This window comes from Aggregicoccus sp. 17bor-14 (assembly GCF_009659535.1).
Classification (GTDB): domain Bacteria; phylum Myxococcota; class Myxococcia; order Myxococcales; family Myxococcaceae; genus Aggregicoccus.
In genome coordinates this window covers 16741-31610 of record NZ_VJZZ01000022.1, presented here as the reverse complement: position 1 = coordinate 31610, position 14870 = coordinate 16741, and the positions used below count along the sequence as shown (strand labels likewise).

Sequence of the window (14870 nt, the reverse complement as noted above, 5' to 3'; positions counted from 1 at the left end):
CGCGTTGTCTTCTGCTTCGACCCCCCGGGCGTGATAGGGACGCCCTCCGACCATGCTGCGCGCAACCCTCCTGCCTCTCGCCCTGCTGCTCGCCCTCGCCGCGGCCCCTGCCCGCGCGCAGGAGGACGACGGCGTCCCCTTGCCGCCCTGGGCCACCGGGCAGAGCCGCCCCGAGGACCTCACCATCTCGCTCGTCACCTTCGGGCCGGGTGACGACATCCCCTCGTGGTTCGGCCACGGCTCGCTCGTGGTGACGGACCGCCGGCTGAACCAGGAGCGCCTGTACAACTACGGGATGTTCACCTTCGACGGCCGCATGCTCGCCCGCTTCCTCATGGGCCGGCTCGAGTTCTGGGTCGGCGAGGCGAGCGCCCTGGGCACCTACCGGCTCTACCGGATGCTCGACCGCGACGTGCGCATCCAGGAGCTGAACCTGCCTCCGGAAAAGCGGCTGGTGCTCGCGCGCGCGCTCGCGCAGAACGTGCTGCCGCAGAACCGCGAGTACCTGTACCACCACTACAACGACAACTGCTCCACGCGGCTGCGCGACGGCATCGACCTCGCCACGGGCGGGCTCTTCCACCAGGCGCAGTCGGCCCCCGCGCGCCTCACGCTGCGCGGCCACACCCGGCGCTACACCGCGGTGTTCGCACCGATGAGCCTGCTGCTCGACTTCTGGATGAACGACGAGATCGACCAGCCCATCACCCGCTGGGAGGAGGCCTTCCTCCCGGACGAGCTGGAGAAGCAGGTCGAGGCCTTCCGCTACCCGGACGGCAGCCCCCTCGTCGCGCGCGACGTGCGCTTCCATACGTCCAAGCACCACGGCCCCACGCCCGAGGAGCCCCCTGCCTACGGCCCCTGGGTGCTCGCGCTCGGGGTGGCGCTGGGCCTCGTGGCGCTGGGCCTCGCGCAGCGCGCGCGCGCCGGAGCGCGCTGGGCACGCGTGAGCCTGGGGCTGCAGCAGGCGCTGCTCGGCTTCGTGCTCGGGCTGCCCGGGCTGCTCCTGATGCTGATGTGGCTCTTCACCGAGCACACGGTCACGCACCGCAACGAGAACCTGCTGCTGGCCAATCCCCTCACGCTGCTCGCGCTGCCGCTGGGCATCTCGCTCGCGCGCGGGAAGAACCCGCGCACCTGGGCGCGGCTGCGCGCGGTGTGGGCGGCGCTCGCGGTGACGGGCGTGCTGGGGCTCGTGCTCAAGGTGCTGCCCCGCTTCGACCAGGACAACTGGCGCCTCATCGCCCTCATCCTGCCCATCTCGCTGGGCTGCGCCGCGGGCTTCCTCCTCTTCGCCCCGGCGCGCCGCAGCGCCGCCGAGGCCGAGCCGCTCGCGCCCTCTGCGCCGCGCGCCTCCTGAGCCTCTTCACTCCTTCTTCGCACTTCCTCCAAGAGGACCCACCGACCATGGCCAACGACACCCTTCAGCGAATCGAAGCCCTTCGGGAGCGGCTGGACGCGCTCCGGGGGTATCTTTGACCTCGACCGCAAGCGCAGCCGCATCGCGCTGATCGAGCGCGAGTCCACGCTGCCCAACTTCTGGGACGACAACACCAAGGCGCAGGCGCTGCTCAAGGAGAAGAACGGCCTGGAGGCGAGCGTGGGTGCGGTGGAGCGCGTGCAGCGCGGCCTCGACGACGCGAAGGTGCTCTTCGAGCTGGGCACCGAGATGGGAGACGAGGCGAGCCTGCAGGAGGCCGACGCGAGCCTCGCACCCGTGGAGGCGGACCTCGGCAAGCTGGAGCTCGCCCGCATGCTCTCCGGCGAGAACGACGCGAACAGCTGCTTCGTGGAGATCAACGCCGGCGCCGGCGGCACCGACTCCATGGACTGGGCCGCCATGCTGCTGCGCATGTACACGCGCTACTGCGAGGCGCGCGGCTGGAAGGTGGAGATCAACGACTTCGTGGCGGGCGAGGAGGCGGGCGTGAAGAACGTCTCCTTCACCGTCACCGGCGAGTACGCCTACGGCTACCTCAAGGCCGAGGTGGGCGTGCACCGGCTCGTGCGCATCAGCCCCTTCGACGCGAACGCCCGCCGGCAGACCGCCTTCGCCTCCGTCGCCGTGTACCCCGAGATCGACGACGCCATCGTCATCGACATCCCGGAGAAGGACGTGCGCGTGGACGTGTACCGCGCGTCCGGGGCAGGCGGACAGAAGGTGAACAAGACCTCCAGCGCCGTGCGCCTCACGCACATTCCCACGGGCATCACCGTGGCCATGCAGAACGAGCGCAGCCAGCACGCCAACCGCGACATGGCGTGGAAGATCCTCCGCTCGCGCCTGTACGAGGCCGAGATGCGCAAGCGCGAGGCCGAGCGCGACGCGGTGGAGGCGAACAAGAAGGACATCGCCTTCGGCAGCCAGATCCGCAGCTACGTGCTCGCCCCCTACCGCATGGTGAAGGACCTGCGCACCGGAGTGGAAACGGGCAACGTGGACGCCGTGCTCGACGGCGAGCTGGAGGACTTCATCACCGCGATGCTGCTGGGCGTGAAGAACCCCAACCGCAGCGCTGCGGAATAGAGGCCCGCGCGAGCTGTCCCTACCTGGGCCCCTTGCGCGCGCCGTGCGCGTTGCGGCGGCGGGCGCGCTTATGTAGGGTGGCGCGCTTTCCGCCAACGCCATGTCCGACGAGACCAAAAAGACCATGGAAGACAAGGACTTAGGGTCCAAAGAGCAGGAGATGTACGCGCAGCGCCTGGACAAGGCGGAGAAGTGGAAGGCCGCGGGGGCGAACCCCTACGGCAACGGCTTCCGCCCCCTGCACCTCGCCGCGGACATCCTGCAGCGCCACGCGGCCGACACCGCCGAGCAGCTCGAGGCCTCGCCGCCCCCCGCCTACACGGTGGCCGGGCGCATCGTCGCGATGCGCTCCTTCGGCAAGGCGGCCTTCATCAAGCTGCGCGACCGCTCGGGCGAGCTCCAGGTCCACGTGAAGAAGGACGCGCTCGGGGAAGCCTACGAGCTCTTCAAGCTGTGCGACCTGGGCGACTTCGTGGGCGCCGAGGGCGTGCTCTTCCGCTCCAAGACGGGCGAGCTCACGCTCTCCGCCACCCGCCTCACGCCGCTCACCAAGTCCCTGCGCCCGCTGCCCGAGAAGTGGCACGGCCTCACCGACGTGGAGGTGCGCTACCGCCAGCGCTACCTCGACATGGTGAGCAACCCGGACGTGAAGGCCGTGTTCCTCAAGCGCACCAAGCTCGTGCGCTTCATCCGCGAGTTCCTGGACGGGCGCGACTTCGTCGAGGTCGAGACGCCCATGATGCACCCGCTGGTGTCCGGCGCCGCGGCGCGTCCCTTCAAGACGCACCACAACGCGCTCGACATCCCGCTCTTCATGCGCATCGCCCCCGAGCTCTACCTCAAGCGCCTCGTGGTGGGCGGGCTCGAGCGCGTCTACGAGATCAACCGCAACTTCCGCAACGAGGGCATCAGCACCCGGCACAACCCCGAGTTCACGATGCTCGAGTTCTACCAGGCCTACGCCACGTACGAGGACCTGATGGACCTCACCGAGGAGATGCTCTCGGGCGCGGCGCAGGCGGTGACGGGCAGCTCCCAGGTGCAGTACCAGGGCAACACCCTGGACTTCGCCAAGGGCTGGCGCCGCATCCCCATGGTCGAGGCCATCCGCGAGAAGCTGCCCTCGCTCACCGACAAGGACATGGCGGACGCGGACCGGCTGCGCGCCGAGCTGCTCCAGGGCGTCACCTCGGAGAGCGACAAGCGCGCGATTGCCGGCATGAACCACGGCGAGCTGGTGGCGGCGCTCTTCGAGCACCACGTGGAGGGCACGCTGGTGAACCCCACGTTCATCACCCAGTTCCCCACGGCCATCTCGCCGCTCGCGCGCAAGAACGACCAGAACCCCGAGGTCACCGACCGCTTCGAGCTGTACGTGGCCGGCCGCGAGATCGCCAACGCCTTCAGCGAGCTCAACGATCCGGTGGACCAGGCGGGCCGCTTCCAGGCCCAGCTGGACGCGAAGCAGCGCGGCCAGCAGGAGACCATGGACTACGACGAGGACTACATCCGCGCGCTCGAGCACGGCATGCCGCCCACCGCCGGTGAGGGCATCGGCATCGACCGGCTCGCCATGCTCTTCACGGACGCCCCGTCCATCCGCGACGTCATCCTCTTCCCCCTCCTCAAGCCGCAGCCGCGGTGAGGACCTCCGCGCCCGTGAACGCCGAGCGGCAGACCGTCTATCGCTGGAGCCTCGTGTGGGCGGGCGCCCTCGTGGCGCTCGTGGGCCTCGCGCTGCTGGGCGCGAGCGTGACCCGCGCGGAGGGGTGGGGGAGCGCCGTGCTGCCGCTGGGCGGCGCGCTGTTCGGCTGGGGCCCGCTGGCCCAGCTGCTCGGCTCCCTGGGCTCGTGGGGCGCCGCGAAGGGCGCGCACGCGAGCGGCCCGCTGCTGCTGGGGGCCGCCGTGTGGCTCGCGGGCTGGGCGCTGGTGGCCGCGGGCATCCGCCGCTCGCACGCCCCCGCCGAGGGACCGAGCGCGGCCGCCGGCGCGCCGCTCTACCCGCGGCTCGCGCAGTACCGCGACTTCTACTGGAGCACCCTCGCGTCCTACGGCGGCGGCATCCTGCTCGCCGAGCTCGTCTTCCTGCTGCTGCAGACCTTCCTCGCCACGGGCGTGCGCTTCGGTGAGCTGGAGTCGAACCCGCGCGAGGCGGGCCTGCACCTGCCGCCCACCGGCGCCTTCGCCATCGCGCTCGCGGTCTCCGCGCTCATCGCGTTCGCCGCGGGCTTCGTGGGCGCCGCGCGCGCCCGCCGCCTCAGCGTGCCCGAGGCCACGCTGGGGGTCATCTACCTGGGCACCCCCATCCCGCTGCTGCTCACGCTGATGGGCAGCGTGCCCGCGCTGCAGCGCGCGCTGATGTACCGGCTGGACGAGGTGACCTACCTCGCGGGGCTCCTGGGCCGCGCCGAGCTCGGCTACTGGCTCGTCTTCTCCTTCCTCGTGCTCTGGCTGGTCTTGGGCATCAACACCGGCTTCGTCGCCGCGGGCAGCGGGCGGCTCGACCTGCGCAACGGCTTCGAGCTCTTCGTGGCCCGCCGCCACGTGAGCGTGTTCCGCCCCTCGCTCATCCTGGGCACGCTCGCGGTGCTGCTCTTCGGCATCGTGCCGCCGCTGATCATCTACGGGATCATCGCCACGGCCGAGGCCGCGGTGGAGCGCACCCGCATCCGCGCGCTGGGGCTCGCGGACCCCTTGCAGTCCGCCGCGGCGGTGAACCGCCTCAAGCTGCGCGAGCAGAGCCCCACCGCCATGATGACCGCCCTGAGCGTGGGCGGCGTGGGCGTGGGCGTGATGGCGCTGATCATCGTGCTCTCGGTGATGAGCGGGTTCGAGGCGGACCTGCAGCAGAAGATCCTCGGCACCAACGCGCACGCGGTGGTCTCCAAGTACGGCGCGGAGGGGATGGAGGACTACCCCCGCGTGATGAAGGAGATCGAGAAGGTTCCCGGCGTGGTGGGGCAGACCCCCTTCGTCCTCAACGAGGTGATGATCATCGCCGAGGGCAACGTGGCCGGCGTGATCATCAAGGGCATCGACCCGGGCACCGTGGGCAAGGTCACCGACCTGCCCGAGAACATCCAGCCCCCCGGCAAGCTCGACTGGCTCGTGCACCCGCAGCAGATCCTCACCGCGCCCTCGCTCGAGGGGCCCGCGACCCGCCTGCTCGTCCCGCCGGACGGGCTCGCGCTCGGGGGAGGGAAGGGGAGCGCGAAGCCTCCGCCGCCTCCCGCCGCGAAGGACGAGGGCGAGGACGAGGACCCCATCATCGGCAAGCGCACCGAGCCCAAGCAGCCTGCGGTGCTGCCCGGCATCATCCTGGGCCGCGAGCTCGCCGCCTCCCTGCACGTCTTCGTGGGAGACCGGGTGAGCGTGGTGAGCCCGCTGGGCAGCGAGCTGGGCCCCTCGGGCCCCATGCCCAAGAGCCGCGCCTTCCGGGTGGCCGGCATCTTCTACTCGGGCATGTACGAGTACGACTCCAAGTTCGTCTACATCCTGATCAGCGAGGCCCAGAAGTTCTTCGACGTGAAGGGCGCCCACGGCATCGAGCTCAAGGTCGAGGACATCGACGATGCGCGGCGCGTGGGCGGCGCGGTGGTGGAGCGGCTCGGGGGCTTCCCCTACCGGGCGAAGGACTGGGGCGAGATGAACAAGAACCTCTTCTCTGCGCTGCGCCTGGAGAAGCTGGTGATGGGCATCATCCTCACCATCATCATCATCGTCGCGGCCGGCCTCATCGTGGCCACGGTGATCATGCTGGTGCTCGAGAAGCGCAAGGAGATCTCCGTGCTCAAGGCGCTGGGAGTCTCGGACAGCGGCATCGTGAAGATCTTCCTCGCGGAAGGCCTGCAGATCGGCGTCGCGGGCGGCCTCCTCGGCCTGCTCAGCGGCTACGCGTGGTGCAAGTTCATCGAGCGCGTGGGGATCAAGCTGGACCCCGAGGTCTATTACATCCCCAACCTGCCGGTGCGCATCGAGTGGGGGCAGAACCTGCTCGCGGTGGTCATCGCCGTGCTCATCACCTATCTCGCCTCCATCTACCCCGCGCTCAAGGCCTCGAGCGTGGAGCCGGTGGAAGGGCTCAAGGGCGAGTGAGCGCCATGTCCTTCCTCAGCATCCGCAACGTCTTCAAGAGCTACTTCCTGCACGGCAAGCGCGTGGACGTGCTGCGCGGCGTGTCCCTGGACATCGCGCAGGGCGAGCTGGTGAGCCTCATCGGGGCCTCGGGCGCGGGCAAGAGCACCTTCCTGCACGTGCTGGGCACCCTGGATGCGCCGGCGGCCGGCGAGGTCCTCTTCGAGGGGCGCTCGCTCTTCGCGATGAACGACGCGGAGATCGCCGAGTTCCGCAACCGCACCATCGGCTTCGTCTTCCAGAGCCACCACCTGCTGCCCGAGTTCACCGCCCTGGAGAACGTGGCCATGCCCGCGCTCATCCAGCGCCGCGACCGCGGTCCCACCTACACCTACGCGCGCGAGCTGCTCGAGCGGGTGGGGCTGGGTGCGCGCGTGGACCACCGCCCCGGCGAGCTCTCCGGCGGCGAGGCCCAGCGCGTGGCGCTCGCGCGCGCGCTCGTGCTCAAGCCCGCGCTGCTGCTCGCGGACGAGCCCACCGGAAACCTCGACCCCGCCACCGGCGAGGGCATCCACCAGCTGCTGCGCGAGGTGAACCGCGACCTCGGCATCACCGCCGTCGTGGTCACCCACAACGCCGTCCTCGCCGCCTCCATGCCGCGGCGCCTGCGGCTCGCCGGCGGCGACGTCACCCCCGCCTGAAGGTGTTTGTCCTACCTCCCCGCTCGCTTTTGGATTGAGCGCTGGCGAACGCTCCGTCTAGATTCGCCCGCCCCTCACCGGCCCCCCTGCTCTCTTGAGGCACACCGTTCTCCCGCTCCGCTCCTGGCTGCCCCTGATCGCGGCCACCCTGGTCTCCCTGGCTCCGGTGCGCTCACACGCCCAGACCGGTGCGGACACGGGTGCGCCTGCTCCCGCCGGCTCCGATGCCGGCAACCCCTCCGCCGAGCGCGTCGTGCAGGTGCGCGTGGAGGGCAACCGCCGCGTCGAGGCCGAGGTCGTGCGCCGCGCGCTCAAGACGCGCGTGGGGCAGCCCTTCGACCCCTCGCTCACGGACGACGACCTGCGCGCCGTCTGGGCCCTGGGCTTCTTCCAGGACGTGCAGCTGCTCACCCAGCAGCTGCCCACCGGCGGCATCGCCTACGTGGTGCGCGTCAGCGAGCGCCCCGCGGTGCGCTCCGTGAAGCTCGAGGGCAACGAGGAGCTGAGCGACGACGACTTCAAGGAGACGCTCGACATCAAGCCCTTCAGCCTCCTGGACATGGAGGCCGTCCAGAAGAACCAGAAGAAGGTGCAGGAGAAGTACATCGAGAAGGGCTACTTCCTCGCGGAGGTCACCAACGAGATCAAGCCGATCCCGAACGAGAACTCCGTCGACGTCATCTTCCACATCAAAGAGCACGCGAAGGTGATGGTGAAGGAGATCCGCTTCATCGGAGCGGAGAAGGTGAGCCCGGACGTCCTGCGCGACGTGATGCTCACCAAGGAGGGCGGCTTCCTCTCCTTCCTCACCGGCGAGGGCACCTACCGCGAGGAGATGTTCCAGCGCGACCTCGCCGTCATCCAGGGCGCCTACTACGACCGCGGCTACATCAACGTGAAGGTGGACAAGCCCACCGTCCAGATGTCCGCGGACAAGCGCTACATCTTCATCACCCTGCGCATCACCGAGGGCGAGCCCTACGACATCTCCAGCATCGACTTCTCCGGTGATCTCATCGTCCCCAAGGAGAAGCTCGCGTCGCTGATGACGAGCCACCGCGGAGAGCGCTTCAACCGCACCAAGCTCTCCCAGGACATCCAGGCGATCACGGACGTCTACTACGACCAGGGCTACGCCTACGCGAACATCTCCCCCGTCACCGCGACGGACCCGGAGCACCGCACCGTCGCCGTGACCTTCGACGCGCAGAAGGGCAAGCAGGTCACCATCGAGCGCATCGACATCGTGGGCAATACGAAGACCCGCGACCAGGTCATCCGCCGCGAGATGCGCGTGTACGAGGGCGAGCTCTACAGCGGCACCGGCATGCGCCGCAGCAAGGAGCGCATCACCGCGCTCGGCTTCTTCGAGAGCGTGGAGGTCACCCAGAAGCCCGGCAGCCGCGACGACCTCATCGTGCTCCAGGTGGAGGTGCGCGAGAAGGCCACGGGCACCTTCCAGGTCGGCCTCGGCTTCTCCAGCGTGGAGACCTTCATCTTCACGGCCCAGGTCTCCCAGAACAACTTCCTCGGGTGGGGCCAGACGGTGAGCGCCTCCGCGCAGATCTCCGGCCTGCGCTCGCTGGTGCAGCTCTCCTTCTTCGACCCGTACTTCCTGGACACCAACTACCTGCTCTCGGCGGACTTCTACCGGCAGCAGGCGGACTACTCGAGCTTCGTGCGCAACAGCACCGGCGGCAGCGTGTCGCTGGGCCGCTACCTCACCGAGGACATCAACGCGAGCCTCGGCTACACGCTCGAGTTCGTGAAGGTGAGCAGCGGCAACGAGCTGCAGCGCGACGTGCTCGCCAACTACTTCCTGGACGGCACCACCAGCTCCGCGCGCCTCTCGCTCACCTGGGACCGGCGCGACAACCGCCTCTTCCCGTCCAAGGGCTTCATCCACTCGGTCTCGGCGGAGTTCGCCCCGCAGTTCCTCGGCGGCAGCTTCCTCTTCGCGCGCTACAGCGGCTACTCGCGCCTGTACTTCCCGCTGCACGTGCTCGGCGCAGTCTTCAAGACCAACGCCACGGTGGGCTACATCCAGAACCTGGACGACACCCGCCCGGTGCCCATCTCCGAGCTCTACTACCTGGGCGGCATCAACACCGTGCGCGGCTACTTCCTGCGCAGCATCAGCCCCACCATCATCGCCGGCACCTCCAGCAATCCGGACGCCACGGTGAGCAAGCTGGACGTGGGCGGCGACAAGCAGATCGTCCTCAACTTCGAGCTCGAGGTGCCCATCCTCGAGAAGGCCGGCCTGCGCGGCGTGCTCTTCTACGACGCCGGCAACGCCTACGCCCCCAACGAGCGCTTCTTCCAGGACAAGCAGGACAACTTGCCGCTCGGCATGTTCCACTCCGTGGGCTTCGGCATCCGCTGGTTCAGCCCCGTGGGCCCCCTGCGCTTCGAGTGGGGCGTGCCGCTAACCAGGCGCCCGGAAGACGACAAGCTCCTCTTCGAGTTCACCATCGGCAACTTCTTCTGATAACCCTCGCTGCGCCCCGGTGCGCCGCCGTGCGCCCCGGGGCCGGCCCCATCCGCGCGGGGGGCCCCTGGCCGCCCGCCCGGATGAACACGCGCCCCGGCGCGCCGTCTCTCGTGTGTCTCTCACACTGCTGTCGTCTCCCGTGCCGTACCTGCTGAGGAGTTGCTGAACATGTCGCTTCGAAGCCTCGTGTCGACCGTCGCCGTTGCCCTGTCGCTCGTCCTTCCCGTGGCCGCTGCCGCCCAGACGGCGCCCAAGCTCGCCTACGTGGACTACCAGCGCGTGCTGCTCGAGGTGGACGAGGGCAAGGCGGCCAAGGCCCGCCTCCAGCAGTGGCTCGAGTCCCGCCAGAAGGAGATCGACCGCGAGCAGGAGCAGCTGCGCAAGGAGCAGGAGCTGCTGCAGAAGCAGGCCAGCGCGCTGAGCGAGGAGGTGCGCACCCAGCGCGCCACCGAGCTGCAGAAGAAGGTCATGGCGCTCGGCCAGAAGTACGAGGGCAGCCGCGCCGAGGCCGCCAACAAGGAGCGCCAGGAGATGGAGCCCATCGTGGCGAAGATCGACCAGATCATCGGCCGCATCGCCCAGCGCGACGGGCTGACCATGGTCTTCGAGAAGCGCGACTCCGGCATCGTCTTCGCGCTCGCCCAGCTGGACCTCACCAACGAGGTCGTGCGCACCTACAACGCCTCCCCCGCGGCCTCGAAGCCCGCCGCTTCCCCCGCCAAGCCCGCGGCGCCCGCCAAGGACGCGCCGGTCAAGAAGTAGGGAAGGGAGCGCGCGCCCGTGACTGCCGAGAAGCCCACCCGCCGCCTCGGTGACCTCGCCGCCCACGTGGGCGGCGAGCTGCTCGGCGACCCTGCTCAGGCCATCCGTGGGCTGAGCGGGCTCGCCGAGGCAGCCACGGGCGACCTCTCGTTCTACGGCAACCCCCGCTACCGCCGCGAGTTCGAGTCCACCCACGCCTCCGCGGTGCTGGTGGGCCCGGACGTCCCCCCGCGCGCGGGCCTCAGCCTCGTGCGGGTGCCCAACCCGCACCTCGCCTTCGCGCGGCTGCTCGAGCTCTTCCACCCGCGCGTGCGCCCGCCTCCCGGCGTGCGCCTGGGCGCCATCGTGCATCCCGGCGCGCTCGTGGACCTCGAGGCCACCGTGATGGCCGGCGCCACGGTGGAGGAGGGCGCCCGCGTGGGCGCGCGCAGCGTGCTCTTCCCCGGCGTGTACCTGGGGGAGAACGCCCGGGTGGGTGAGGACTGCATCCTCTACCCCAACGTCACCGTGCGCGAGGGCTGCCTCGTCGGCGACCGCGTCGTCCTCCACGCCTCCTGCGTGGTGGGCGCGGACGGCTTCGGCTTCGCCTTCGACCCCGAGGGCCCTCAGGGTCCCCAGCACTTCAAGGTGCCCCAGGCCGGCATCGTGCGCATCGAGGACGACGTGGAGGTGGGCGCCTGCACCACCATCGACCGCGCCACCCTCGGCGAGACGGTCATCGGCCGCGGCACCAAGATCGACAACCTGGTGCAGATCGCCCACAACGTGAAGGTGGGCCCGCTCAGCCTCCTGTGCGCGCAGGCCGGCGTCTCGGGCTCCGCGGAGCTCGGCCAGGGCGTGGTGCTCGCCGGCCAGGTGGGCGTGGTCGGCCACATCCGCGTCGGCGACATGGCCAAGGTGGGCGCCCAGTCGGGCATCGCCCACGACGTGCCGGACGGCCAGGTGGTCTCCGGCAGCCCCGCGATCCCGCACCGCGACTGGCTCAAGAACGTGGCCGCGCAGGGCCAGCTCGCGGACCTCACCAAGGAAGTGCGCAGCCTGCGCCGCAGGCTCGAACAGCTCGAGAAGGAGAAGGGCGGATGATGGACATCGGAGAGATCCAGCGACTGCTGCCGCACCGCTACCCGTTCCTGCTGGTGGACCGGGTCGTGGAGATCGTCCCCGGGCAGAAGCTGGTGGCGTACAAGAACGTCACCGTCAACGAGCCCTTCTTCAACGGCCACTTCCCCGGCCACCCGGTGATGCCGGGCGTGCTCATCCTGGAGGCGCTCGCCCAGGCCTGCGCCATCCTCGCCTACAAGAGCGAGAACATGGACCCGGAGAAGAAGGTCACCTACCTCATGGGCATCGACGCGGCGAAGTTCCGCAAGCCCGTGCTCCCCGGAGACCGCGTGCAGCTCTCCGTGGAGGTCGTGCGCCACAAGGGCGCCGTCTGGAAGCAGAAGGGCGTGGCCACCGTGGACGGCGTGAAGGTCGCCGAGGGCGAGTTCCTCGCCACCGTGGTGGACAAGGACGGCTCGGCCGCCGCGGGCGAGCCGGCCTGAGGCACGGACGCGAGGGCGCTCAGATGGCGAACATCCACCCCACCGCGGTCGTGCACCCCGAGGCCCGTCTCCACCCCACGGTGGAGGTGGGGCCCTTCGCGGTCATCGGTCCCAAGGTCACCCTGGGCGAGGGCACCACGGTGGGCCCGCACGCGGTGATCGAGGGGCGCACCACGATCGGTGCCCGCAACCGCATCTTCCAGTTCGCCTCGGTGGGGGCGGCGCCGCAGGACCTCAAGTACGCGGGCGAGGACACGCAGCTGGTGCTCGGTGACGAGAACACCGTGCGCGAGTTCGTCACCCTGCACCGCGGCACCGTGGGCGGCGGCGGCGCCACCCGCATCGGCAGCCGCTGCCTCCTCATGGCCAACAGCCACGTGGCGCACGACTGCCAGCTCGGCAACGGCATCATCCTGGGCCAGGGCTCCGCGCTCGCGGGTCACGTGGAGGTGGGGGACCACGCCATCTTCAGCGGCCTGATGGCGGTGCACCAGTTCACCCGCATCGGCAAGCACGTCTTCATCTCCGGCGGCGCCATGGTGGTGATGGACGTGGCCCCGTACTGCACCGCGCAGGGAGACCGCGCCGAGCTCGCCGGCCTCAACGCCGTGGGCCTGCAGCGCCACGGCTACAGCGAGGAGCAGATCGGCCGCATCAAGGAGGCCTACCGCATCCTCTTCCGCGCGAAGCTCCCGCTGGCCGAGGCCGTGGACCGCCTGCGCTCGGAGCTGGGCGGCCACCCGGAGATCGATCACCTGGTGGACTTCGTCACCGCGAGCAAGCGCGGCCTCACCCGCTAGCCCCCGCGTGGAGCGCATCGGCCTCATCGCGGGCAACGGCCAGCTGCCCTTCCTCTTCGCCCGCGCCGCGCGCGAGCAGGGGCTGGAGGTGGTGGCCGTCGCCCACCGCGGCGAGGCGGACCCCGCGCTCGCCGCGGAGGTCGAGGAGCTGCACTGGGTGCGGCTCGGGCAGGTGGACCGCATCGCGCGCGCGCTCAAGGCGGCCGGCTGCACGCGCGCGGTGATGGCCGGCGGCATCGGCCGGGTGCGCGCCTTCACCGAGGTGCGCCCGGACCTGGGCGCCCTGCGCATCCTCGCCTCGCTGCGCACCGTGCGCGACGACGCGCTCCTGCGCGCCATCGCCGCCTACTTCGAGGCGCGCGGGGTGCGCATCGTCGCTCCCACGGACTTCCTCGCCCAGGTGCTCTGCCCCGAGGGCCACCTCGCCGGGCCCCGCCTGGACGCCGCAGGGGAGCGCGACGTGGCGCTCGGCGTGGAGGTGGCCACGCTGCTGGGCCGCGCGGACGTGGGGCAGACGGTGGTGGTGCGCGGCGGCCACGTGCTCGCGCTCGAGGCCGTGGAGGGCACGGACGAGACCATCCGCCGCGGCGCGCAGCTCGGAGGCAAGGGCGCCGTGGTGGTGAAGCGCTGCAAGCCCGGGCAGGACCTGCGCTTCGACCTGCCGGCGGTGGGCCCGCGCACGCTCGAGGTGATGGCCGAGGCGGGCGCCCGCGTGCTCGCGCTCGAGGTGGGCCGCACGGTGCTCCTGGACGCCCCGGCCCTCTTCGCGGCCGCGCAGACTCACGGCATCACCATCGTCGGAGTGCGCTGACGGTCCCCGCTCCCTCTGGGAGAGGGACGGGGTGAGGGAAGGTGGTTCTTCCTCCTGCACCCCTGGGAATGCGCGCGCCCGCAGCCTGGTTGCACGCTCTGCCTTCCGGACTAGAACCCCACCCATGCTCGCGCGCCTCGGTGCCCTCCTGCTCCTGCTCGTCCCCTTCGCCGCCCGCGCGGACGCGGTGCGCGTCTCGCTCGAGGCGAAGCGGGGTCCGGGCCAGGCGCCCCCCGCGCTGCTCGTGCACATCCTGGAGCCCATCGCGGGCTTCGAGGTGAAGCTGCGCCGCAGTGACGGGCAGGACGTGGACGTGAAGGGGGGAGGGCGCCCGGGCGTCACCCGCCGGGTGGACCTGCCGCAGCCCGAGGGCAGCTTCCACTACGAGGGAGAGCTCGTGGTGAACTTCCCCAACGCGGAGACGGGGAGCATGCCCCTCTCCTTCGACACCGAGGTGCTCGGCACGCTGAAGCTCTCGGTCGCCCCCGCCGACCTGGACCTCGCGGCGCGCACGCTGCGCTTCACGCTCTCGCGCCCCGCCGCGCGCGCGCAGCTCACGGTGCTGATGGACACGGGGACGAAGGCCTTCGACGGCGAGGTGCGCTTCGCCGGTGAGCCCGCGGGCACGCCGCTCACGGTGCGCTGGCCCGCGGCGCAGGGCAGGGTGCTGCGCATCTCGCTGCGCGTCTGGGACACCGCGGACTTCTTCAACGGGCTGGACCTCTTCCCCTGGCAGGTGGACATCCCCCACGAGGAGGTGCACTTCGCCACCGGTCGCTCGGACGTGCCCGCGGCCGAGCGCCCCAAGCTGGACGCGAGCCACGCGCGCATCGCCGAGGCGCTCGCGCGCTATGGCCGCTTCGCACCGCTGCGCCTCTACGTGCTCGGCCACACCGACACGGTGGGCGCCGCCGCGGACAACCGGGCGCTCTCACTCGCGCGCGCCCGCAGCATCGCCACCTACTTCCGCCGCAAGGGGCTCGGGGTGCCGCTCTACGTCGAGGGCTTCGGGGAGGAGGCGCCGCGCGTGCCCACCCCGGACGAGACCGACGAGGCCCGCAACCGCCGCGCCGAGTACATCATCGCCGTCGAGGATCCCCGCCTGCCGGATCCTCCCTTCGCGCCGCGCTGGCGCAAGCTCTGAGAGGAGACCCGCC

Annotated in this window: 12 protein-coding genes; all 12 read left to right on the top strand. The window is 70.6% G+C overall.

The features are described 5' to 3' along the window. Nucleotides 1-52: 52 nt before the first annotated feature. Nucleotides 53-1360: a DUF4105 domain-containing protein gene (locus tag FGE12_RS28250; RefSeq protein WP_153869750.1), complete on the top strand. Its 1308-nt coding sequence runs from the start codon at nt 53-55 to the stop codon at nt 1358-1360. Between the two features lie 47 nt (nt 1361-1407). After that, nucleotides 1408-2527 (top strand): peptide chain release factor 2 gene (gene prfB, locus FGE12_RS28245; RefSeq protein WP_228531181.1). Its coding sequence is split into 2 segments (ribosomal slippage): nt 1408-1476 and nt 1478-2527, totalling 1119 coding nucleotides; the frame shifts between segments, so codons are not numbered across the junction. Nucleotides 2528-2651: 124 nt separating this feature from the next. After that, nucleotides 2652-4172: a lysine--tRNA ligase gene (gene lysS / locus FGE12_RS28240; protein ID WP_194798362.1), complete on the top strand. Its 1521-nt coding sequence runs from the start codon at nt 2652-2654 to the stop codon at nt 4170-4172. A 14-nt stretch (nt 4173-4186) separates the two neighbouring features. Further along, on the top strand, nt 4187-6622 hold the full coding sequence (locus tag FGE12_RS28235; RefSeq protein ID WP_194798361.1) for an ABC transporter permease: 2436 nt from the start codon (nt 4187-4189) through the stop codon (nt 6620-6622). A gap of 5 nt (nt 6623-6627) precedes the next feature. Continuing rightward, a complete protein-coding gene (locus FGE12_RS28230) occupies nt 6628-7302 on the top strand; it encodes an ABC transporter ATP-binding protein (RefSeq protein ID WP_153869747.1) in 675 nt (224 codons plus the stop codon). Between the two features lie 166 nt (nt 7303-7468). After that, entirely contained in the window at nt 7469-9793 is a 2325-nt protein-coding gene (bamA, locus tag FGE12_RS28225) for an outer membrane protein assembly factor BamA (RefSeq protein WP_370459183.1), read from the top strand. A 171-nt stretch (nt 9794-9964) separates the two neighbouring features. Next, nucleotides 9965-10558 carry an OmpH family outer membrane protein gene (locus tag FGE12_RS28220; RefSeq protein ID WP_153869745.1) on the top strand — a complete coding sequence of 198 codons (594 nt, stop codon included), beginning with the start codon at nt 9965-9967 and terminating at the stop codon, nt 10556-10558. An 18-nt stretch (nt 10559-10576) separates the two neighbouring features. Beyond that, nucleotides 10577-11641, top strand: coding sequence for a UDP-3-O-(3-hydroxymyristoyl)glucosamine N-acyltransferase (gene lpxD, locus FGE12_RS28215; protein ID WP_194798360.1), 1065 nt, complete (start codon nt 10577-10579; stop codon nt 11639-11641). Then, nucleotides 11638-12102, top strand: a complete 465-nt coding sequence (gene fabZ / locus FGE12_RS28210) for a 3-hydroxyacyl-ACP dehydratase FabZ (RefSeq protein WP_370459182.1) — start codon at nt 11638-11640, stop codon at nt 12100-12102. The genes lpxD and fabZ overlap by 4 nt, the downstream gene beginning before the upstream one ends. A 23-nt stretch (nt 12103-12125) precedes the next feature. Beyond that, the gene (gene lpxA, locus FGE12_RS28205; RefSeq protein ID WP_153869744.1) at nt 12126-12902 is read left to right on the top strand and encodes an acyl-ACP--UDP-N-acetylglucosamine O-acyltransferase; all 777 of its coding nucleotides are present in this window, start codon (nt 12126-12128) and stop codon (nt 12900-12902) included. A 7-nt stretch (nt 12903-12909) separates the two neighbouring features. Next, on the top strand, nt 12910-13713 hold the full coding sequence (locus tag FGE12_RS28200) for a UDP-2,3-diacylglucosamine diphosphatase LpxI domain-containing protein (RefSeq protein ID WP_194798359.1): 804 nt from the start codon (nt 12910-12912) through the stop codon (nt 13711-13713). 124 nt (nt 13714-13837) lie between these two features. Next, the gene (locus tag FGE12_RS28195) at nt 13838-14857 is read left to right on the top strand and encodes an OmpA family protein (protein ID WP_153869743.1); all 1020 of its coding nucleotides are present in this window, start codon (nt 13838-13840) and stop codon (nt 14855-14857) included. The last annotated feature ends 13 nt before the right edge of the window (nt 14858-14870 follow it).